This window comes from Propionibacterium australiense, from assembly GCF_003666605.1.
GTDB lineage: Bacteria > Actinomycetota > Actinomycetes > Propionibacteriales > Propionibacteriaceae > Propionibacterium > Propionibacterium australiense.
This window is the reverse complement of sequence record NZ_RCIV01000002.1, coordinates 298,936-319,131: the sequence shown is the minus strand read 5'-3', so window position 1 is coordinate 319,131 and position 20,196 is coordinate 298,936. Positions and strand designations below refer to the sequence as shown.

Genomic DNA, 20,196 nt, shown 5'->3' with positions numbered 1-20,196 from the left:
TTTCCCACATCAGCCGGTGCGCAGACAGCTGCCGCATCCTGCAGCTGGGAGGGGGATCGTCCGATCGGGGACGGGTGAGGAACAGGACCCCATGGCCCTGCCGCCACATGACGAACTGCTCGTTCATGACGAGTCGCCGGGCTCTGCGGAGGAGTCCGCAGAGCCCGGCGACTTCGACTTCATGGTAGCGGGGACAGGATTTGAACCTGTGACCTCTGGGTTATGAGCCCAGCGAGCTACCGAACTGCTCCACCCCGCGTCGGCTCCGTCAACTATAGACGCACACGGCAGAAAGCCAAAACCGACGCTCCCCGATCTGCCATCCGGGGCGAGCCGGCGCAGAGCGTGCCCCGCTGGTCTGGCAATGGCGGGGCAGTGCCCGTGGCGTAAGATTTCGGCAGAACTCGTTCCGGCGGGCGTACACCGACCCGTCTCGCCCGGAGACCGCAGCCGCCGTACGCGAAATCGAGGGAGACCGTCAATGAACATCCGGCTCGGACGTCGCTCGTTCCTGGGGGCAACGGTGATCGGCGCTGCGGCGTCGCTCGTCGCCTGCTCGAACGACAACGCGGAGACCCAGGAGCAGGCGCGCCAGCTCGTCATCGGCGCCACGGCTCCCCCCGCTGCGCTGGACCCCTCGACGAACAGTGGCGCGGCCATCTCCCAGGCACTGCTCTACAACGTCTACGAAACCCTCGTGAAGATCGACTCGGACGGCCAGATCGTGCCGCTGCTGGCCACGAGCTGGAACGAGTCCGAGGACGGCCTCACCTACACCTTCACGCTGCAACCGAAGGCGACCTTCGCCAGCGGTGCCGCGCTGGACGCCGAGGCGGTCAAGACCTCGCTGGATCGTGTCAAGAACGACGAGGCGGTGCTCGCCACGCTCAAGTCACAACTGGGCGCCATGGAGTCGGTCACCGTCCAGGACCCCTCGACAGTCGTCGTCAAACTGGCCCGGCGCGACAACGACTGGCTCTACTACGCGGCTCAGACCGCCGGCATCATCTACGACCCCAGCCGGATCGACTCGCTCGACACGGCCCCGGCGGGCTCGGGGCCCTTCGTCTTCGAGTCGTGGAGCGAGGGCAACCCGATGGTGCTGGTCAGGAACGAGTCCTACTGGGGCACGCCGACCGTCTTCGATCCCGTCACGTTCAAGTACTTCGCCGACCCCACGGCGGAGAACGCGGCGATGAGCAGCGGAGACCTCGACGTCATATCGAACCTGCAGGCGCCGCAGTCGATCAGCCAGTTCGAGGACACGGAGCGCTACACGATCCTGAACGGCACGTCGATGGGAGAGGTCGTCCTCGGCTTCAACCACCAGCGGGAGGTGTTCTCCGACGTGCGCGTCCGCCAGGCGATCAACTACGCCATCAACCGGGCCGATCTGCTGCAGACGGTCATGGCGGGTTACGGCACGCTCATCGGCTCGATGGTCGCGCCGACCGATCCCTGGTACGAGGACCTGTCGGACACCTACGGTTATGACCCGGAGATGGCCCGCAGGCTGCTCGCCGAGGCCGGCTACGGTGAGGGACTCAGCCTGTCCCTGCGCCCGGCGAACCTGCCGTACGCGGTCTCGGCCGCCACCTTCATCGCCAGCCAGCTCGCCCAGGTGGGCATCACCGTCAACCCCGATCCCCTCGACTTCCCCTCCCGCTGGATCGACGAGGTCATGACGAAGTCGAACTACGACATGACGATCGTCAGTCACACCGAGGGCCGCGACATCGAGAAATGGGCGAACCCGGAGTACTACTGGCACTACGACAACGCAGAGTTCCGCGAGCTCGTCACCGAGGCGAAGACGGGTCCGGCAGACGAGCAGGCCGAGAAGATGAAGCAGGCAGCCCGCATTCTCGCCGATGACGCCGCCGCCGACTTCCTCTTCTCGATGGCCAACCTCGTCGTCCTGCGCTCGGGCATCTCGGGTATTCCCGAGAACCTGACGAGCGAGTCGATGGACCTGACGACTGCCTCGTCGACCAACGTCTGACGACTCGATGCGTACTCTTGGCACCGTCGGGCGCCAGCTCCTGAGCCTCGGGGTCAGCCTGCTCATCGCCTCGTTCATCGTGTTCGCGTTGATCAATGCGCTGCCCGGTGACGTCGCGGGGACGATTCTCGGTCCCGACTCCGACCCGGCATCCATCGCCGCTCTCCGCGAGCGGATGGGGCTCGACCGTCCGCTGCTGCTGCGCTACGTCGAGTGGCTCGGCGGGCTGCTCACTGGGAACCCGGGCAGATCCGCCCTGTCTGGCGTCCCGATCGGCTCGGTGATCGGACAGAAGCTCGCCGTCACGGCGTGGCTGGCCGTCTTGTCGATGCTCGCCGCAGTGGTCCTGGCGGTGCCGACCGGCCTGTACAGCGCGGTGCGGCGCAAGCGCGTCGACGGCGTCCTCATCTCGGGGCTCACCCAGCTCGCCATGGCCGTTCCGCACTTCCTCGTCGGCCTCATCCTCATGCTCGTCTTCGCCGTGACACTGCGCTGGCTGCCGGCCAACGGCTACACGCCGCTGACCCGCGACCCGCTGCAGTGGCTGCGGCACCTCGTGCTGCCCGTCGCCGCCATCGCCGTCGTCGAGGCCGCCATGCTCATCCGCTACGTGAGGTCGGCCTTCATCAACGTGCTCAACGAGGACCACTTCCGCACCGCCCGCGCCGTCGGCTGGCGGTTCGTCCCGGCCGTCATCCGGCACGGTCTGCGCAACGCCAGCCTTGAGGTCATCACGGTGGCCGGCCTGCAGCTGGCCTCGCTGTTCGTCGGCTCGATCGTCGTCGAGAACGTCTTCCTGCTGCCCGGGTTGGGTTCGCAGCTGCTCACCTCGGTCAACCAGCGCGATCTGCCCGTGGTCCAGGCGATCGTCATGCTCTTCGTGGCGATCGTCCTCGTCATCAACACCGCCGTCGACATCTGCCATCGCCTGCTCGACCCACGGGTGCGCACCCGGGACGAGGAGACCGCAGGCTCATGAAACGTTCGTACTCACTCGTCGTCGGCGTGCTCCTCGTCGCCGTCGTCGTCGTCCTTGCCGTCGTCTCGCTCTTCTGGACGCCCTACGACCCCGGCCTGGTCGACGCCTCGGTCGCCCTGCGGCCCCCTAGTCGCACCCATCTGCTCGGCACCGACGGTTTCGGCCAGGACATCTTCTCCAGGGTCCTCGTCGGCGCCCGGATCTGCATGATCGTCGGTGTCATGGCGGTTGCGATCGGTGCCCTCGTCGGTGTGCCGGTCGGGATCCTGGCCGGCATGAGCCGTCGGCACGTCGGGCGGCGCATCATGCGCTGGGCCGACATCTTCTACGCCTTCCCCGCGTTGCTGCTGGCCATCCTGCTCGCCGCGGCCAACGGCAGGGGCTCGACGGTGACGGCGATGGTCGCCATCGGCATCAGCGCCATCCCGGCCTTCGCGCGCGTCGCCAACAATGCGAGCCGCGGTGTCATGAGTCATGACTACGTCATGGCCGCACGGTCGTCGGGCATCGGATGGCCGGCCATCGCCTGGCGTCATGTGTTGCCGAACATTCTCCCGGTCGTACTCGTGCAGGTCTCCTCGACCCTCGGCAGGGCCATTCTCGCCGAGGCCGCGCTGAGCTACCTGGGGCTCGGGACCCAGCCGACGACACCCACCTGGGGGCGCATGCTCTACGACGCGCAGAAGTTCGTCTACGACCATCCGTCCCAGATCATGCTCCCGGCGCTGTTCATCGCCATCACGGTGCTCGGCTTCAACCTGCTCGGTGACGGACTGCGCGAGACCCTCGATCCCAGACTGAGGCAGGAGACCTGAGATGAGCGCGCTGCTCAAGATCCGCGATCTGCGCGTCGGCTTCGGGCGTGGGCGAAGTGAGGCGCTGCACGGCATCGACCTGACCATCGACGAGGGGGTCCGGGTCGGTCTCATCGGGGAGTCGGGCTCCGGGAAATCCGTGACGGCGCTCGCAACGATGGGGCTGCTGCCCGACAACGCCCAGGTCAGCGGGTCCATCGAACTGGGCGGACGACAGCTCGTCGGCCTGTCCGACAACGGTTTCGCGCAGCTGCGCGGTGACGTGGTCTCGATGATCTTCCAGGAACCCATGACCGCCCTCGATCCGACGATGCGCGTCGGGCGGCAGGTCGCCGAGGTGCTGCGCCTGCACCAGGGTGCACCGGCCGGGAAGGCCCGTGAACGCGTCATCGAGATGCTCGGTCGAGTCGGCCTGGCCGAACCGGAACGCATCGCGATGAGTTTCCCGCACCAGCTCTCCGGCGGACAGCGCCAGCGCGCGCTCATCGCCATGGCCCTCATCAACCAGCCCGAACTCGTCATCTGCGATGAGCCGACGACCGCCCTGGACGTCACCGTTCAGGCCCGTGTGCTGCGCCTGCTCGACGAGCAGCTCGATGCCGCCGGCGCAGCCTGCCTGTTCATCAGCCATGATCTGGCCGTCGTCTCCCAGGTCTGTGACGAGGTGCTGGTCATGTACCGCGGCGACATCGTCGAGTCCGGACCCATCGCCCAGGTCCTCGAGCAGCCCCGGCACCCCTACACCGCCGGCCTGGTCGCCACCGCGCGCATCGACCAGATCGAGCCCGGACGGCGTCTGCCGGTCATCGAGGACTTCTGGGACCGGAAGGAGGGGTGTCCACAATGACCACCGATGACCGCGACCACGACGTGCCCGTCTTCGAGACCCGGGGCATCACGCGCACCTTCCGGCGCAGCGGAACCCGCGGGAGGGTCCTCACGACGGCGCTCGACGGCGTCGACCTGACCGTGCGGACCGGTCAGCGCCTGGGCATCGTGGGGGAGTCCGGTTCCGGCAAGAGCACCCTCATCCGTGTCCTCGACGCGCTGCTGCCCCCGAGCTCCGGTGAGGTGCTGTTCCGCGGCCGCCGTATCGACAATGCCTCGGCCGGGCAGCTCGGGGACCTGCGCTCCAGCGTGCAGATGGTCTTCCAGGACCCGCGCAGCTCGCTCGACCCGCGCATGAAGGTGGGGGACATCGTCACCGAACCACTGCGCTCGCGTCTGCTGCGCAGGCGGCCCGACGTCCCGCGCGACCATCGCGAGCGCCTGGCCGAGGTGCTCGAGCAGGTCGAGCTCGAGGCCGATGCGGCCAGTCACTACCCGCATGAGTTCAGCGGTGGGGAGCGCCAGCGCATCGCCATCGCCCGGGCCATCGCCCCCCGCCCCGATGTGCTCATCGCCGACGAAGCCGTCTCTGCACTCGACGTCTCGGTGCGCGCCCACGTGCTGAACCTGTTCGCCGCCCTGGTGCGCGGCGGCGGGCTGACCCTCATCTTCGTCAGCCACGACCTGGCCGTCGTCCGTCACGTGTGCGACCACGTCGCCGTCATGCGCAGCGGCCAGATCGTGGAGTCCGGGCCGATCGAGCAGGTCTACACGAGCCCAGCCCAGGAGTACACGCGGAACCTGCTGGCCTCGGTGCCGAAGCTCCGGGCCAGAGCCACCCCTCTCCAGCCGGCCACCGCGGCCATGCCTGGTGAGATGCGGTCGGGTCCGGCGGGCCCGCCCGCATAAGATGCTCGCCATGAAGGCACTTCTGCTCGAGAACGTCCACCCGGAGGCCACCCGGATCCTCACCGAGGCCGGCTACGACGTCGAGACACGCGCCGGCGCCCTGGGCGAGGATGAGCTGGTGGCCGCTCTCGACGGCGTGGAGCTCCTGGGCATCCGATCACGCACCAATGTCACGGACAAGGTGCTGGCGCGTATTCCCTCGAGCCTGAAGGCCATCGGTGCCTTCTGCATCGGCACGAACCAGATCGCCCTGGAGTCCGCCGCTGCCAAGGGCATCGCCTGCTTCAACGCCCCGTACTCCAACACCCGGTCGGTCGTCGAGCTGGCCATGGCCGAGATCATCGTCCTGGCCCGGCACCTGACCGACCGCAACGCCCAGATGCATGAGGGTACCTGGAACAAGTCGGCGTCCGGCTCTCACGAGGTACGCGGCCGCAGGCTCGGCATCGTCGGATACGGGAACATCGGCTCGCAGCTGTCCGTGCTCGCCGAGGCCTTCGGCATGCGCGTCTACTACTACGACATCCAGGACCGTCTGGCCCTGGGCAACGCCAAGCGCTGCGACAGCCTCGAGGACCTGCTCGCACAGGTCGACGTCGTCACCCTGCACGTGGACGGCCGGCCCGAGAACACGGGTTTCTTCGGCGAGGACGAGTTCGCCGCCATGAGGCCGCGCTCGTTCTTCCTGAACCTCTCCCGCGGTGCCGTCTTCGACGACAAGGCCTTGGCCGATGCGCTGCGCTCCGGTCACCTGGCCGGTGCAGCGGTCGACGTCTTCCCGACCGAGCCCAAGAAGGCTGGCCAGCCCTTCGTCTCCCCGCTGCAGGGATTGCCGAACGTCATCCTGACCCCGCACGTGGGAGGCTCCACTCAGGAGGCCCAGGTGTCCATCGGGCGTTACGTCGCCGGCAAGCTCACCGAGTACGTCAGCACTGGCGGCACCTCGATGAGCGTGAACCTGCCCGAGGTGACCGTCCCGGCCCGTGAGGGCAACCGCGTGGTCCACATCCACCGCAACGTCCCGGGCGTCATGGGCACCATGAACTCGGTCCTGTCCGAGCACAATGCGAACATCGCCTTCCAGGCGCTGTCCACCCGGGGCGAGATCGGGTACGCGGTCACCGACGTCGTGGCGGCCGAGTCCGGCTGGCTCAGTGCCCTCGCCGAGGTCCCCAATACCATCAGCTGCCGAGTGATTCGCTGAGTCCCGCCCGGACCGGGCTCGACCAGTTGCGCAGGCATTTCCAGGTCTGCGCCAGCGGGGTGTCTGCGTAGCCTCCCAGTGCTTCGCCTGTTCGAAATGAATGCGGTTTCTGTGGTGCCGCTGTGAGCCCCCTGACACAGCTGCTGTCACAAATTTTACACAGACAACACACAGATCTGCGCGCTGGATTGTCGGTGGCCCCTAGTGAAGGAGACGTGCCCATGTCCGACCTCGTTCTTGCTGCCGTCGATCTGGTGATGATCTGTCTGCTGGTGTTCGGCGTCTACCTGCCCCGGCATCACCGCAGGGACATGGTCGTCTCCTACATCACGGTGAACATCGGTGTCATGGCCGTTGCCTCCGCGTTGTCCGTCAGTGCGACGGCTGCCGGCCTGGGCATGGGACTGTTCGGCGTCCTGTCGATCATCCGGCTCCGCTCGGAGGAGCTCAGCCAGATCGAGACGGCCTACTACTTCAGCGCCCTTGCACTGGGCCTGCTCGGCGGTGTCGGCGTCTCGCTGGACTACGGCATCGCACTCATGGTCATCCTCGTGCTGTCCATGGCGATCATTGACACGCGCCGGGTCACCGGGCGGGTCAGCCGTCAGGTGGTCATGCTCGACCATGCGCTCGCCGACGAGACGGCCCTGCGCCACGAACTCGGTGCCCGCCTCGGCGGTGAGGTGCTCACCGCCTCTGTCCAGCGCCTCGACTTCGTCAACGACACCACCACGGTCGACGTTCGGTTCCGGGTCGCCAGTGACAAGGACGCCGCCCGCCGCCCGGCATCGTCCCAGGGGATCGGCGCCGGCCTCACTCAGCCGGGCCACTCCCTCGGCGGCTCCCACGGGTTCCAGGCATGAGTCTCACCATGACGACCCGTGGCAACCCCCTGACGGGCTTCACCCCGATCGGCCTGGACGAGCTGAATGACACGGCAGCCCTGCAGATCCGTGTCGACCGCAAGTACCTCGTCCCGCCAGGCGTGCTCACCAGGCTGCTCGAGGAACTGCCGCCCCGGACCTGCGTCCTGACGATCGCCGGTCGCCAGAGCTTCACCTACGACTCCACCTACTTCGACACCGATGCGCTCGACAGCTTCCACATGACCGCGTACCGGCGCAAACGGCGGTGGAAGATCCGTGAACGCAGTTACCTCGACACCGGCACCAGCTGGCTCGAGGTCAAGACCCGCCGCGGCGAGCACACGGTCAAGGAACGCATCGAGGTGACCGGAAGGCAGCTGAACCAGTGGGGCGACGCGGAACAGCGGATGATCGCCGAGGCGCTCGGCCGAGCGGGCGTCAACACCGTCCCATTGATCGACCTGCGCCCGGCACTCGATACCCGCTATCGGCGCATGACCTTCCTCGACCCGAGCTCGCGGGCCAGGCTCACCCTCGACCAGGGCCTCACCTGGCGGGACGAGTTCACCCGGCGGACCGGGCAGCTCGGGCAGACGATCGTCGTCGAGACCAAGTCACCGGGTGCGACGCCGAGCGACGCCGACCGCCTGCTGTGGCAGCTTGGCCACCGTCCGGCCCGTTTCAGCAAGTACGCGACCGGCATGGCCTTCCTCCACGACGACCTGCCGCACAACACCTGGCACCGGGCGATGGGACGCCTAGCCCAGGACCTGGTCCTCGAGGAGCACTTGGCGACGAGGACCGTGCCCACGGCACACGTCCCCGTGACCCGCATCCCCGCTCGGCGCCCGACGCCACCGCACCCCTGATGACGCCGGAGGCACCACGTGCTTCCGGGCGAACCCTCGCCGCGCGCCGCCCCGCGATGCGGGGCGCTGTGGCACCCAGAAGGGCCGCTCGGGCCCGAACAGCAAGACCAGTCAACAGCACGGAGCAGAACACATGAAGATCTCGTGGAAGAAGACCATCGCGGGCCTCGCCGTCACGGCGTGCCTGGTTGGTTGCACCGCAGGTGCCGACCGGACGGGGGCGGGCACGTCGGCGCCGCCCGCCTCCAGCGCCCCAGCCGGCGCAGCCGCTGGCAACGCGGCCACCACTACCGGCGGGGAGCAGGCCACCGCATCCTCGCTCATCGCGAACAACAAGGGCTCGCACTACGACGAGACCGACACCGAGTATGACGAGTCCGCCGTCGTGGCCGTCACGCTGTCCGGCACGAGTGCGAGTAGCAACGGCGACGGCGTGACGGTCGATGGCGGCACCGTCACCATCACCCGGGCCGGCAGCTACCGGATCACCGGGAAGCTCAGCGACGGCCGGGTCGTGGTGAACTCGACCGGCGACGTCCGGCTCATCCTCGACGACGCCGAGATCACCAGCTCCTCGGGCCCGGCCCTGATCGTCGAGGCCGCCGACGAGAGCACGATCCTGCTGGCCGACGGTTCCACCAACCGGCTCGCCGACGGCTCCGGCTACGACACGAGCGCAGACGGGGCGGCCAATGCCGCGCTCTACTCGAAGGACGACCTGACGATCAGCGGTTCGGGCGCCCTGGAGGTGACCGGCAACACGGCCGACGGCATCGCCAGCACCGATGGCCTGGTCATCGACTCCGGCACGATCACCGTGACCGCCGCCGACGACGGCATCCGCGGCAAGGACTATCTCATCGTCCAGGGCGGCACCGTCGTGGTGACCAGCGGCGGCGACGGCCTCAAGGCCGACAATGAGGAGGACGCCACCCGTGGCTACGTCGAGATCGACGACGGCACGATCACCGTCGACGCCGACGGCGACGGCGTGACAGCGGTCACCGACGTCATCCAGACCGGTGGTGCGGTGGACGTCACGGCCGGTTCCGGCTCGGGCACCACCTCCAGCGACGACACATCGACCAAAGGCGTCAAGGCCGGCGTCGCGGTGAGCATCGCCGACGGCAGCGCCACGATCGACGCGGGCGACGACGCCCTGCACAGCGACGACGTCATCCAGATCGACGGCGGCGCCCTCACCCTGGCCAGCGGGGACGACGGCGTTCATGCGGACAACGCCCTGATGGTCAACGGCGGCACCGTCACCGTCACCACCAGCAACGAGGGCTTCGAGGCGAACGACATCACCATCAACGACGGCACCGTCGACGTGACCTCCAGCGATGACGGCATGAACGCCTCGGACGGCTCGGACGCCGCGCAGGACCCGATGGCCACCACCGACTCGACGCTGACGATCGCCGGCGGTACCGTCACCGTCACCGCCGACGGCGACGGCCTGGACTCCAACGGCGCGATCCTCATCAGCGGCGGCAACACCGTCGTGAACGGCCCCAGCGGTGGGGACAATGGCGCCCTCGACACCGGCAACTCGCTGCAGATCACCGGCGGTACCTTGTTCGCCGCGGGCAGCCAGGGCATGGCCGAGTCGCCCGACGCCGACTCCCCGCAGGGCTGGGTGCAGGCCTCGGTGAACGGCACAGTCGGCTCCGTCGTGACCGTCTCGGACGAGTCCGGCACCGAGATCGCCCGCTACACGCTGGTCAAGGCGGCGCAGAACGTCATCGTCAGCAGCCCGGACATCATCTCCGGGGCCAGCTACACGGTGAGCGTCGACGGCACCTCGACGAACGTCACTGCCAACCAGTCCAGCGGCGGGGCCATGGGTCCCGGCGGTGACCGCGGCGGCATGGGCCCCGGCGGCGCCCCCAGCGGCCGCTAGCCAGCCGGGGTGGGTTCGCCGCGCCAGGTCCGGTTCCGCCGCTCCTGACCGGGACCGTCGCCTTCGCGGGTGGGTTCGCTGCGTTCCGCAGGCCCCTCCCGCCCTGTGATTCACAGGTTCGCCACGGCGAACATGTGAATCACAATGCCCGCGGCCGAGCCCAGAGGGGCCTGCCGAACTCCGCTCACGGCAACGGTGGCCCGGCCGAGCGGGGCCCGCGGGGTCGTGCGCAAGCCCCCACAATGCCTCGGGGGGGGCGCCGAGTGGAGCCTGTGGGGGCCTTTCAGGGCTCGGCTCCGGGCATCTGGCGCACCTGTTCGCGCAGCGAACCTGTGCGCCAGCGGGCGGGAAAGGCCCCCACAGGCGCAGCGGAACCGGGCCCGGCGCAGCGAACCCGGCTCGTGCGAGCCGATCCGTTGCGCCTGCACACCGCGGGCGAGGCGGGGCCCAGCGGAGGGGAGGGGGTCAGCTCTCGGCGTCGTCCTGGTCGGGTGCCAGGCGCGCGAGCACCTCGTCGTGGAGGATGCCGTTGGTGGCCAGGGCGCCCGGGCCGGCCGGGCCGGGTTCGCCGTCCAGGTTCGTGAAACGCCCGCCGGCCTCGGTGACGATCGGCACGAGAGCCGCCATGTCGTACAGCTCCAGGTCGGGTTCGCAGGCCAGGTCGACGGCGCCCTCGGCGACCAGCATGTAGCTGAAGAAGTCGCCGAAGGCCCTCGTCCGGCCGCAGTCGCGCATGAGATCGACGAATCCCTGGCCGCGTCCCGCCTCGATCCAGCCGTGGATCGAGGAGTACGACAGGAAGGCGTCCGGGATCGCCGAGGTGCCCGAGACGCCGATGGGTGTCGGGTTGAACAGTGACGTGCCGGTGAAGGCCCCCCCGCCCTTGGACGCCCACCAGCGCCTGCCGAGGGCCGGTGCGCTGACGACACCGACGACCATCTCCCCGGCAATCCGCAGGCCGATGAGCGTGGCCCAGATCGGCACCCCCCGCACGTAGTTGGCGGTGCCGTCGATCGGGTCGACGATCCACTGGCGGGGGCCGTAGCCGGTGTCCGGCATCTCCTCCCCGTGCACGGCGTCGCGGGGACGAGCGGTGGACAGGGTGTGCCGCACCGAGGCCTCGACGGCCTGGTCGGCCTCCGAGACCGGTGTGTGGTCGGCCTTCGCCCGCACCTTCAGGTCACGCGCCTTGAACCGGTTCAGTGTGAGGGAATCGGCGTTGTCGGCCATGAGATGGGCCAGACGCAGATCATCGGTGTAGTCAGGTGCAGCGGCCATGAGCCGACTCTATCCGGCGATCTCGGCATCGGCGGGTCGGCTCGCCCGCGTCCCGCACCGCTCAGCGGTACTCCTCGGGCCGGTCGACGGCTTCCAGGACGCGGCGGAAGGACTGCAGTCGCGCCACGGCCAGCTCCCCGCGTTCGGCGGCCCCGTCCAGCCCGCACTCGGGGGCGTCGGTGTGGTGGTCGCAGCCGCGCGGGCAGTCGGCCGTGAAACCGGTCAGGTCGCTGAAGGCCGCCAGGATCGTCTCCGGCTCCACATGGCTCAGGCCGAAACTGCGCACGCCGGGGGTGTCGATGACCCAGCCCGGATCGTGCTCGCCGACGGCTGGCAGGACGATCGCCTCGACGGAGGTCGAGGTGTGCCGTCCCTTCCCGGTCGCCTCATTGACCTGCCCGATGGCGCGCTGGGCACCGGGGACCAGCCGGTTGATGAGGGTCGACTTCCCGACGCCTGAGTGGCCGATGAAAACGGTCGTCTTGCCGGCCAGGAGCTCGCGCAGCGGCGACAGATCGGAGCCGGGTTCGCAGACCACGATGGGGACGTCGATGGGTTCGTACAGCGCGACGAGTTCGGCGGGGTCGGCCAGGTCGGCCTTCGTCAGCGCGATGACCGGTTGCACTCCCGCGTCGTAGCCTGCCACGAGGACACGGTCGATCATGCCGGGCCGGGCGGGGGGATCGGCGAGGGCGGTCACGATGACGAGCTGGTCCGCGTTGGCGACGATCGGACGCTCGTGAGGGTCGGTGTCGTCAGCGGTCCGGTTCAGCTCCGTCCTCCGCGGTTCCAGCTGGACGATGCGCGCCAGGGTGCCCTCCTCACCGCTGGTGTCGCCGACCACACGTACCAGGTCACCGACGATGACGCCCTTGCGGCCGAGCTGGCGGGCCTTCTTGGCGACCAGCCGGTGCTGGTCGCCGCTGACCATCTGGCAGTGATAGCGGCCGCGGTCCACGGTGATGACCCTGGCGACCTGGGCAGCGGAGTAGTCCGGCCGGTCCTTCGTGCGCGGACGGCTGCGCCTGGTCGGGCGCCCGAAGTCATGGGTGTCGAAGTCGGTGCCGCGTCCGATGGCGCCACGTGTCCGTCGGGGACTCATCGGGCACTCACCATGGCGTCCCAGCGTCGGGGGAAGTCCGGCATCGTCTTGGCGGTGCATCCCACGTCGTCCAGCCGCACACCGGGGACGATCAGTCCCAGCAGGGCGCCCAGGTGCGCCATGCGGTGGTCGGCGTGGCAGGCGAACAGGCCGTCGCCCTCGCTCGGGTGCAGCTGGTCGAGGTGGCCGGCCATCCCGGTGACGGTGAGGCCGTCGGGCAGTTCCCGTGCCGGGACCCCCAGACGGCTCAGTTCGGTGGTGATGGCCTTGATGCGATCGGTTTCGTGCCCGCGGATGTGGCCGACACCGGTGATCGTCGTCGTGCCGTGCGCGGCAGCCGCCAGCGCGGCGACGACCGGCGTCAGCTCGCTGGCCTCGTGAAGGTCGAGTCGGGCACCGGTGAGCCTGGTGGCAGAGGCGCCCAGCCCGTCGGGGGCGGTGATGACGGCGGCGCCCATGCGAGCCAGCACCGATGTGATCACCGCGCCCGGCTGGGTGCTGCGGCGGGGCCAGCCTGCGACGGCCACCGTCCCGCCGGTGAGCACGCCGGCGGCGAGGAACGCGGCGGCGTTGGTCAGGTCGGGTTCGATGCGTTCGTCGCGTGCCGCGATGGCGCCGGGAATGACGCGCCAGCGGCGTCCCTCGGAGAGGCTCTCGATGCGTACGCCGTGCCGGGCGGCCATCTCGATCGTCATCATGATGTGGGGCGCCGAGGGCACCGTGCTGCCGGTGTGCTCGATGTCCAGGCCCCGTTCGAAACGGGCACCGGCGAGCAGGAGACCAGAGACGTACTGGCTGGAACTGCTCGCGTCGATCCGCACGCTGCCGCCGCTCAGGCCGTCACCGGCGTCGAGCGTGAAGGGAATCCGATCGGCGTCGATGCTGGCGCCCAACTGACGCAGGCCGTCGAGCAGGGGAGCGAGGGGACGCTCGGCGGCTCGCGCGTCCCCGGTGAACGAGCTGCGTCCACCGGCCAGCGCCGCGACCGGTGGGACGAAGCGCATGACGGTGCCGGCCAGACCGCAGTCGATCGGCCGGGTCGCCGCGTGCAGCGGGCCGGGAGCGACGTGGCAGGTGTCGCCGTCGTGGTCGATGCCGGTGCCGAGGCCGCGCAGTGCCTCGACCATGAGGCGGGTGTCGCGGGCGTCCAGGACACCACGGATGGTGCTGGGACCGTCACTGAGTGCGGCCAGGACGAGCGCCCTGTTCGACTCGGACTTCGACCCGGGCACCTCGACCGTCGCGTGCAGGGCCAGCCCAGGGCACGGCGCCGGCCAGCGCTCGGCTGCCGATCCGGTTGCAGGGCTGCTGACCACGGGGTCCTTCATGGCCTCCAGATTATCGAGCCGAGCGGACCGGTGCGGTGCCGGTCTGATCCGTTCACGCTGGTACCCGGAACCGCTCCTGCGGAATACCGTGCGACACCCGGGTGTTGCACCAGTGTGATGACGATGGCGGTACTGAATGATTCGGTACTGTCGTATGCGATGAACCCGACGCATGAGATGAGCGGTGCCGGCATCGATCTGACCGAGCAGGCCGACGACATCCGCAACACCGAGACGCAGCAGCAGCGGATCGCCCGTTTCGAGCGCGACGCCATGGTCTACCTCGACCAGCTCTACGGCGCTGCGCTGCGCATGACGCGCAATCCGAGCGACGCCGAGGACATCGTGCAGGAGACCTATGCCAAGGCCTTCGGCTCGTTCAAGCAGTTCAAGCCGGGGACCAATCTCAAGGCGTGGTTGTACCGCATCCTCACCAACACCTACATCAACAGCTACCGCAAGGCCCAGCGCCAGCCGCAGATAAGTGGCGGCGAGGAGGTCGAGGACTGGCAGCTGGCCAGGGCGGCCTCGCACGACTCGAGCGGTCTGCAGTCGGCCGAGATGGCGGCCCTCGACGCCATCCCCGACCAGGCGGTCACCGATGCGCTCAACTCGCTGTCGGACGAGTTCCGCCAGGCAGTCCTGCTGGCTGACGTGGATGGTTTCTCGTACAAGGAGATCGCCGAGATCATGGGTACCCCCATCGGCACAGTGATGTCGCGGCTCAACCGTGGCCGGGCGCAACTGCGCGTGGCGCTGGCGGACTACGCACGTGAGCACGGCATCGGAAGGCAGCGTGACAGATGAAAGAGCTCTATTCGGACTTCTTCCCCGTGAGCGCGACCGACGAGGAGGCCTGCGACTACGCGGCCGCCAGCGTGCACGCCTTCCTGCACGGTGAACTGCCCGAGGCGACTGCCGACGAGATCCGGCACCACCTGATGATCTGCGAGCACTGCATGGACGACTTCGACATCGAGGCCACCATCAGCACCCTGGTGCAGCGCAGCTGCTCCGGTACGCCCTGCGCCTCGGGCGAGTTGCGTGCGCGCATCAGGCGCCTCACCGTGATCAGCCGGCAGGCCTTCTGACGCCGGCCTCAGCGGCGCCGTTGTCCGCCGCAGCACGGCGCGACCGGCCTCGCCCGGACCCTCGGTAGGATCGGCGCATGCAGACGATGGAACGCATGCTCGCCGAGCACACGACGATCGGTGAACAGGACCGGACCTGGCTCAGTTCCTTCGTCCGTGAGTGGCACGTCCTGGCCGACACCAGTTTCTCCGACCTCATCCTGTGGGTTCCTGACGTTGACGACAACATCTTCTGGGCCGCCGCCCAGTGCCGGCCGGTGACCGGTCCGACCGCGCTCGAGGAGGACGTGGTCGGTTCGGAGATCCGCTACGAGCCGGATTCCCTGGTCGTCGAGGCGTACCTGTCGCGCGTGATCTGCGAGACGAGCAACAACAAGCTGCAGGCCGGTATCCCCGTCGACGTCTGGGCGATCCCGATCATCCGTCACGACGAGGTCATCGGCATCCTGGAGCGGCACACCAACCGGATGGGGGTGCGCGCGCCCGGCGCCATGGAGGACGCCTACCTGAGGATCGCCGACATGCTGTCCGACATGGTCTGGCACGGCGACTTCCCGATCGACCCGCCGAGCGATCCCACGCTCAGCCCGCACGTCGGCGATGGCCTCATCCTGGCCAGCGCCGAGGGGCTCATGGAGTACGCGAGTCCCAATGCCGTGTCGGCCTACCGGCGTCTCGGGCTGGTGGGTGATCTCATCGGCGACAATCTGTGCATCCTGACCCAGGAGGGGCTCGGCGCCCAGGTGCAGCCGGTGGACCCCACCCGCACGGCGTTCAACGGCAGGCAGGCCGGCGAGTACGAGGCGGAGAACGCTGCCGGGTCCATGCGGCTGCGCATCCTGCCCCTGACCAGGGATGGTGGCTGCATCGCGATCGTGGCGCTGTGCCGGGACATCACAGACCTGCGCTACCGCGACCGGGAACTGCAGACGAAGAACGCGATGATCCGCGAGACCCACCACCGGGTCAAGAACAATCTGCAGACCGTCTCGGCCCTGCTGCGGCTCCAAGCGCGGCGAGCCACCTCCCAGGAGGCCAGGAATGACCTCAACGACGCGATGAGCCGGGTGCAGTCGATCTCCATCGTCCACGAGATCCTGTCACGCAGCATCGATGAGGCCGCCGAGTTCGACGAGATCGCCGACACGATCCTGCAGATGGTCGGGGACATGGCAGCCAGTTCCGGGGTCGTACGGGTCACCCGCGAGGGCTCCTTCGGGCTCGTACCGGCCAAGGTGGCGACCTCGCTGTCGCTCATCATGACCGAGCTGTGCCAGAACGCGATCGAACACGGCCTGGAATCAGGCGATGGCGCGGTGCGCGTCGTACCGCAGCGCCCGGACGACGGCGGGCTGATCCTCGACGTCATCGACCAGGGCGTCGGCCTGGCCGACGACTTCCGGCTCTTCCACACCGACAGCCTGGGGACCTCGATCGTCGCCACGCTGGCTGCCGATCTGCACGGGGACTTCACGCTGTTCAACAACCCCGACGGCATCGGCGCCACCTCGCGAGTCGTCATCCCGGCCGAGACCCTGGCCCTGTGAACCCCGGCTGCGCCAGGAACATCAGGGACACAACTGGGCGGGGCGCCGGCCAGTAGGCCGGCGCCCCGCCAACGAGAGCAGCGAGGTCAGGCAGCCTTGCGTGCGCGTGCCGCACGACGCTTCAGGGTGCGGCGCTCGTCCTCGGACATGCCGCCCCATACGCCATGGTCCTGGCCGGCCTCGAGGGCCCAGGCAAGACACTGATCGCAGACGCCGCAGCGCCTGCAGACCTTCTTGGCCTCCTCGATCTGGGTGAGAGCCGGGCCGGTATTGCCGATGGGGAAGAAGAGTTCCGGATCCTCGAGCCGGCAGGCGGCCTCGTGACGCCAGTCCATGTGTGTACGACTCCTTAGGCGAGTGACGGGTCATCCCGACCCGTCGTCCGCGCAGGAACAGGGGGCAGGGCCGGTCCAGCGCGGAGCGTGGTAGTTGTTCTTTGAAAGAATCGGAGGCCCAGACCACCGCCACCGCCCGCGTGTGAACCGGGCCCGGTGGGGGCAGTCACGGCATGAGCGCAGCAGGAACCTCAAACCTCACGGCATCAAGCCTGCCATGGAGCACAAGATCCGGCTAGAGATTGCCCTCGATCGCTGTCGATCGTGCATCTCGAGGGCCTCGAATATACATTTCTGATCACATCATCAGTGTTGACTTGACAAATCGTCACTGATTTGGCAGTGCCACCCTGGGGGCTCGGGTGGTAGGGGAAGGCATGTCCGAGGAGCCTCAGGACACAGTGCTGCGCGGAAGGCCTCCGCCCAGGCCAGTACGGCCAGGGTGATCACGCACAGATTGCGCAGCACGAGGATCATCGTCGAACCGACGTTCGGGTCGAGGACGGAGATGATGCCGCTGTAGGTGAGTGGATAGACGAGCTGGGTCAGTGCCGTCGCCACCAGTCCCGCGGCGACGAGACGCCGGGCCGTACCCGCTCTACCCGTCCTGCCCAGGCCCGTGGCGACGAGGGCCAGCGGCCCGAAGAGCCAGATCATGTACTGGGGGCTGAGGGTCTTGTTCGCCACGATCCACCCGGCGATGATCGCCAGGGCGGCCAGGCGCACGGCCCACTCGTGGTCCGGGACCGCCCCGGGTGCGCCCGGGGCCTGGTCCTGCTCGCGCCGGGCCAGGATGGCCGACAGGACCAGGGACAGCACGATGAGGATGAACATGACGACGCTCGCTGCGATCGTCCACCCCCCGACGGAGGTGGCGAAGACCTCGTAGGCCTTGAAATCGCTGAACTGGACGTCCACTCCGGTGGCGCCCAGGGCACGGGAGAGCATGAGCGGCGTTGCCCAGACCGACTCGATCTGCAGGCCCCGTTCGGACTGCCAGCTCAGCGGCGAGACGGTTCTGCCGAGACCGGAGGTGACCAGTGAGAGTAGAACGAGCACGCCGCCGGTGACGAGGAAGCCCGCCCCGCGGCGTCGTGCGGTACGTGAACGGCCCAGCATCGGTGCGATGAGCAGCGCCGGCCACAGCTTGAACCCCGCTCCCACCGCCAGGAGCGCCCCGGCCAGTGCCGGCCGGCGGCTCATCAGCTGCAGAGCCCCCAGCACGCACAGGGCCGGTGCGATGTCCAGCCGGAACCACAGCAGGGGACCGAGCAGGGCGCCACAGAGGGCCCAGATCCATGCGGCACGGTTGCTCTCACGCTGGTGGAGGGCGGCGCAGCAGACGCCGTCCACGGTGGCCGCGGCCACCGCGAAGAGCAGGACGTACAGATCGACGGAACCGCCCGAGGGCCACTCCAGCAGCTGGATGAGCCAGACGAGGGGAGTGGGGTACTCGACGAGGACACCGGTCAGGTCGGTCAGGACGGGGATCGGCAGGTCGGTGACCGACAGCGCGTAGTAGTTCACGTCGTTGCGGATGAAGCTGCACAGCGCCAGCCACAGGCACAGCATGACGACCCGGCTCAGGGTCCAGAAGCCGATCAGCCAGAGAGCCTCGAATGCGGGCGGCAGGAGGCGGTTCTGGGGTGATGCTGTCTGCTGCTCAGTCGTGGGGCTCACCACGTGACTCCTCGTCGTCCGAGGCCTGTGCGTGCCTGGTACCGCTCAGCCGTGCCCGGACGGCCCGGACCGCGGAGGGGCGCAGGAAGCTCCACACCCAGCGCACGACGAGTCCGAGGACGATGACCACCGCGATGTTGCGGATGGCCAGCAGCACCGTGGCCGGCAGGCGAAGCAGTTCGTCACCGACGTTCCAGTCGCTGACCAGACGGTCGTAGCAGATCGGGTAGACGAGCAGCGTGAAGGCCGTGGCCATGAGCATCCACATCGAGATCGCGTTCATGCGCGACCGGTCGGTGAAGAAGCTCTCGGTGCGCTGGCTGCGGGCGCCGAGCACGGCGTAGGCGGCGGCCTGGGGGCCGCCGATCCACATGATGTACTGGGGGCTGAAGGTCTTGTTGGTGACGATCATGATGAGGATCACCAGCTGCAGCAGGGCAACGGCCTCGATGATGCGGCCATGGCCACGCCACAACCAGGTCAGATAGGCCAGGAGCGCGGCGGCAATGCCGGCGTAGAAGGCCGCGTCGGCGATCGTGACGATCGTACTGACGCCCGGGCCCCAGATCTCGTAGGCCTGGTAGCGGCTGAGGGTCACCACGTAGTCACCGGTGCCGAACGCCCGGCCGAGCATCGGGAGCGTGGCCGCGATCGACTCGATCTGCAGGCCCCGCCCCGACTGCCAGCGCAGCGGCGACATGAGACGATCCCAGCCGGCGAAGCCGATGGAGGCCAGCACGAGGACGATCCCGGTGAGCGCGAAGCCGATCGTCGTCGTGGTCTTCTGGCGCCTGGAGCCGGGCAGGAGCGCGGGCCACAGCAGCGCGGGCCACAGCTTCACGGCCGCGCCCACCGCGGTCAGTGCGCCGGCCATGACGCTGTGCCGGCGCAGCAGGAAGATGACGGACCAGCCGGCGAGGACGCAGGTGATGAGGTCGAAGCGCAGATAGGCGGTCGGGCCGACCAGGGCCAGGAAGAGCGTCCAGAAGACGACGGCCTGCCCCTTCATGGCGCCACCGGTGTGCCACAGCGACCAGGTGAAGGCCGCGTCAAGGGCCAGCATCATGAGGGCGAAGGTCACCACGTAGCCGTGCTGGGTGCCGAAGCCGAGCAGATAGGGGATGACGAGCAGGGCGATGACCGGGGTGGGGTACTCGGTGAGCGTGCTCGACGGCCCGGAGTCGAACAGGACCTGGATCTTCTCGTAGTAGTAGACGACGTCGCCCTGCGTCGACGGGATGAAGAAGGCCCAGATGCAGCAGACCACCAGGCGGGCGACGAACCAGAAGAACAACAGGAAACGGCCTGACTGCAGACGCTCGCGAGTGAAGGCCAGGGTGATCTGGCGTGAGAGGCGAGTGGACACACTGGACGGGGTGGCGGCGGTCGCCCCTGTCCCGATGAGTGGCTGGTCTGCCGTCATCGTGTCCTTTCCGTGGCCAGCTGCCGAGCACCAC

18 protein-coding genes and 1 tRNA gene are annotated in these 20,196 nt (G+C 68.5%); 12 read left to right on the top strand and 7 right to left on the bottom strand.

What is annotated here, in order from left to right:
• Positions 1–182 precede the first annotated feature (182 nt).
• Positions 183–259 (bottom strand) — tRNA-Met (locus tag D9T14_RS03505).
• Positions 260–481: 222 nt separating this feature from the next.
• Here D9T14_RS03505 and D9T14_RS03500 point away from each other — a divergent pair.
• The 9 genes from D9T14_RS03500 (at position 482) to D9T14_RS03460 (ending at position 10,378) form a co-directional block, all read left to right on the top strand.
• Positions 482–2,002 carry an ABC transporter substrate-binding protein gene (locus D9T14_RS03500; protein WP_119160764.1) on the top strand — a complete coding sequence of 507 codons (1,521 nt, stop codon included), beginning with the start codon at positions 482–484 and terminating at the stop codon, positions 2,000–2,002.
• A gap of 7 nt (positions 2,003–2,009) precedes the next feature.
• The gene (locus tag D9T14_RS03495) at positions 2,010–2,981 is read left to right on the top strand and encodes an ABC transporter permease (protein ID WP_119160763.1); all 972 of its coding nucleotides are present in this window, start codon (positions 2,010–2,012) and stop codon (positions 2,979–2,981) included.
• Positions 2,978–3,796 carry an ABC transporter permease gene (locus D9T14_RS03490; protein ID WP_119160762.1) on the top strand — a complete coding sequence of 273 codons (819 nt, stop codon included), beginning with the start codon at positions 2,978–2,980 and terminating at the stop codon, positions 3,794–3,796. The genes D9T14_RS03495 and D9T14_RS03490 overlap by 4 nt, the downstream gene beginning before the upstream one ends.
• Position 3,797: 1 nt before the next feature.
• Positions 3,798–4,643, top strand: a complete 846-nt coding sequence (locus D9T14_RS03485; RefSeq protein WP_119160761.1) for an ABC transporter ATP-binding protein — start codon at positions 3,798–3,800, stop codon at positions 4,641–4,643.
• Positions 4,640–5,533, top strand: a complete 894-nt coding sequence (locus D9T14_RS03480) for an ABC transporter ATP-binding protein (RefSeq protein ID WP_119160760.1) — start codon at positions 4,640–4,642, stop codon at positions 5,531–5,533. Before D9T14_RS03485 ends, D9T14_RS03480 begins: the two co-directional genes overlap by 4 nt.
• A 10-nt stretch (positions 5,534–5,543) precedes the next feature.
• Positions 5,544–6,737, top strand: a complete 1,194-nt coding sequence (gene serA, locus D9T14_RS03475) for a phosphoglycerate dehydrogenase (protein WP_119160885.1) — start codon at positions 5,544–5,546, stop codon at positions 6,735–6,737.
• A gap of 221 nt (positions 6,738–6,958) precedes the next feature.
• Positions 6,959–7,600, top strand: a complete 642-nt coding sequence (locus D9T14_RS03470) for a DUF4956 domain-containing protein (protein WP_119160759.1) — start codon at positions 6,959–6,961, stop codon at positions 7,598–7,600.
• A complete protein-coding gene (locus D9T14_RS03465) occupies positions 7,597–8,472 on the top strand; it encodes a polyphosphate polymerase domain-containing protein (protein WP_197720663.1) in 876 nt (291 codons plus the stop codon). Before D9T14_RS03470 ends, D9T14_RS03465 begins: the two co-directional genes overlap by 4 nt.
• 133 nt (positions 8,473–8,605) lie before the next feature.
• The gene (locus D9T14_RS03460; protein ID WP_119160757.1) at positions 8,606–10,378 is read left to right on the top strand and encodes a carbohydrate-binding domain-containing protein; all 1,773 of its coding nucleotides are present in this window, start codon (positions 8,606–8,608) and stop codon (positions 10,376–10,378) included.
• Positions 10,379–10,843: 465 nt separating this feature from the next.
• Here the strand turns inward: D9T14_RS03460 and D9T14_RS03455 are convergent, their stop codons facing one another.
• The 3 genes from D9T14_RS03455 to aroA all read right to left on the bottom strand — a co-directional run bounded on the left by D9T14_RS03455 (position 10,844) and on the right by aroA (position 14,086).
• Positions 10,844–11,656, bottom strand: coding sequence for an inositol monophosphatase family protein (locus D9T14_RS03455; RefSeq protein ID WP_119160756.1), 813 nt, complete (start codon positions 11,654–11,656; stop codon positions 10,844–10,846).
• Positions 11,657–11,717: 61 nt separating this feature from the next.
• Positions 11,718–12,758, bottom strand: coding sequence for a ribosome small subunit-dependent GTPase A (rsgA, locus tag D9T14_RS03450; protein ID WP_119160755.1), 1,041 nt, complete (start codon positions 12,756–12,758; stop codon positions 11,718–11,720).
• Positions 12,755–14,086: a 3-phosphoshikimate 1-carboxyvinyltransferase gene (gene aroA, locus D9T14_RS03445; RefSeq protein ID WP_119160754.1), complete on the bottom strand. Its 1,332-nt coding sequence runs from the start codon at positions 14,084–14,086 to the stop codon at positions 12,755–12,757. Before aroA ends, rsgA begins: the two co-directional genes overlap by 4 nt.
• A 177-nt stretch (positions 14,087–14,263) precedes the next feature.
• Here aroA and D9T14_RS03440 point away from each other — a divergent pair, with 177 nt between their 5' ends.
• The 3 genes from D9T14_RS03440 (at position 14,264) to D9T14_RS03430 (ending at position 16,724) form a co-directional block, all read left to right on the top strand.
• On the top strand, positions 14,264–14,893 hold the full coding sequence (locus D9T14_RS03440; RefSeq protein WP_182482044.1) for a sigma-70 family RNA polymerase sigma factor: 630 nt from the start codon (positions 14,264–14,266) through the stop codon (positions 14,891–14,893).
• On the top strand, positions 14,890–15,177 hold the full coding sequence (locus tag D9T14_RS03435) for a zf-HC2 domain-containing protein (RefSeq protein WP_119160752.1): 288 nt from the start codon (positions 14,890–14,892) through the stop codon (positions 15,175–15,177). Before D9T14_RS03440 ends, D9T14_RS03435 begins: the two co-directional genes overlap by 4 nt.
• A 77-nt stretch (positions 15,178–15,254) precedes the next feature.
• Entirely contained in the window at positions 15,255–16,724 is a 1,470-nt protein-coding gene (locus D9T14_RS03430; protein WP_119160751.1) for a sensor histidine kinase, read from the top strand.
• Between the two features lie 86 nt (positions 16,725–16,810).
• On the opposite strand, the gene D9T14_RS03425 is transcribed toward D9T14_RS03430, so the two are convergent.
• The 3 genes from D9T14_RS03425 to D9T14_RS03415 form a co-directional block, all read right to left on the bottom strand.
• Entirely contained in the window at positions 16,811–17,059 is a 249-nt protein-coding gene (locus D9T14_RS03425; protein WP_119160750.1) for a WhiB family transcriptional regulator, read from the bottom strand.
• A gap of 306 nt (positions 17,060–17,365) precedes the next feature.
• Entirely contained in the window at positions 17,366–18,739 is a 1,374-nt protein-coding gene (locus tag D9T14_RS03420; RefSeq protein ID WP_119160749.1) for a glycosyltransferase family protein, read from the bottom strand.
• Positions 18,723–20,162: a glycosyltransferase 87 family protein gene (locus tag D9T14_RS03415; RefSeq protein ID WP_119160748.1), complete on the bottom strand. Its 1,440-nt coding sequence runs from the start codon at positions 20,160–20,162 to the stop codon at positions 18,723–18,725. The genes D9T14_RS03420 and D9T14_RS03415 overlap by 17 nt, the downstream gene beginning before the upstream one ends.
• Positions 20,163–20,196 lie beyond the last annotated feature (34 nt).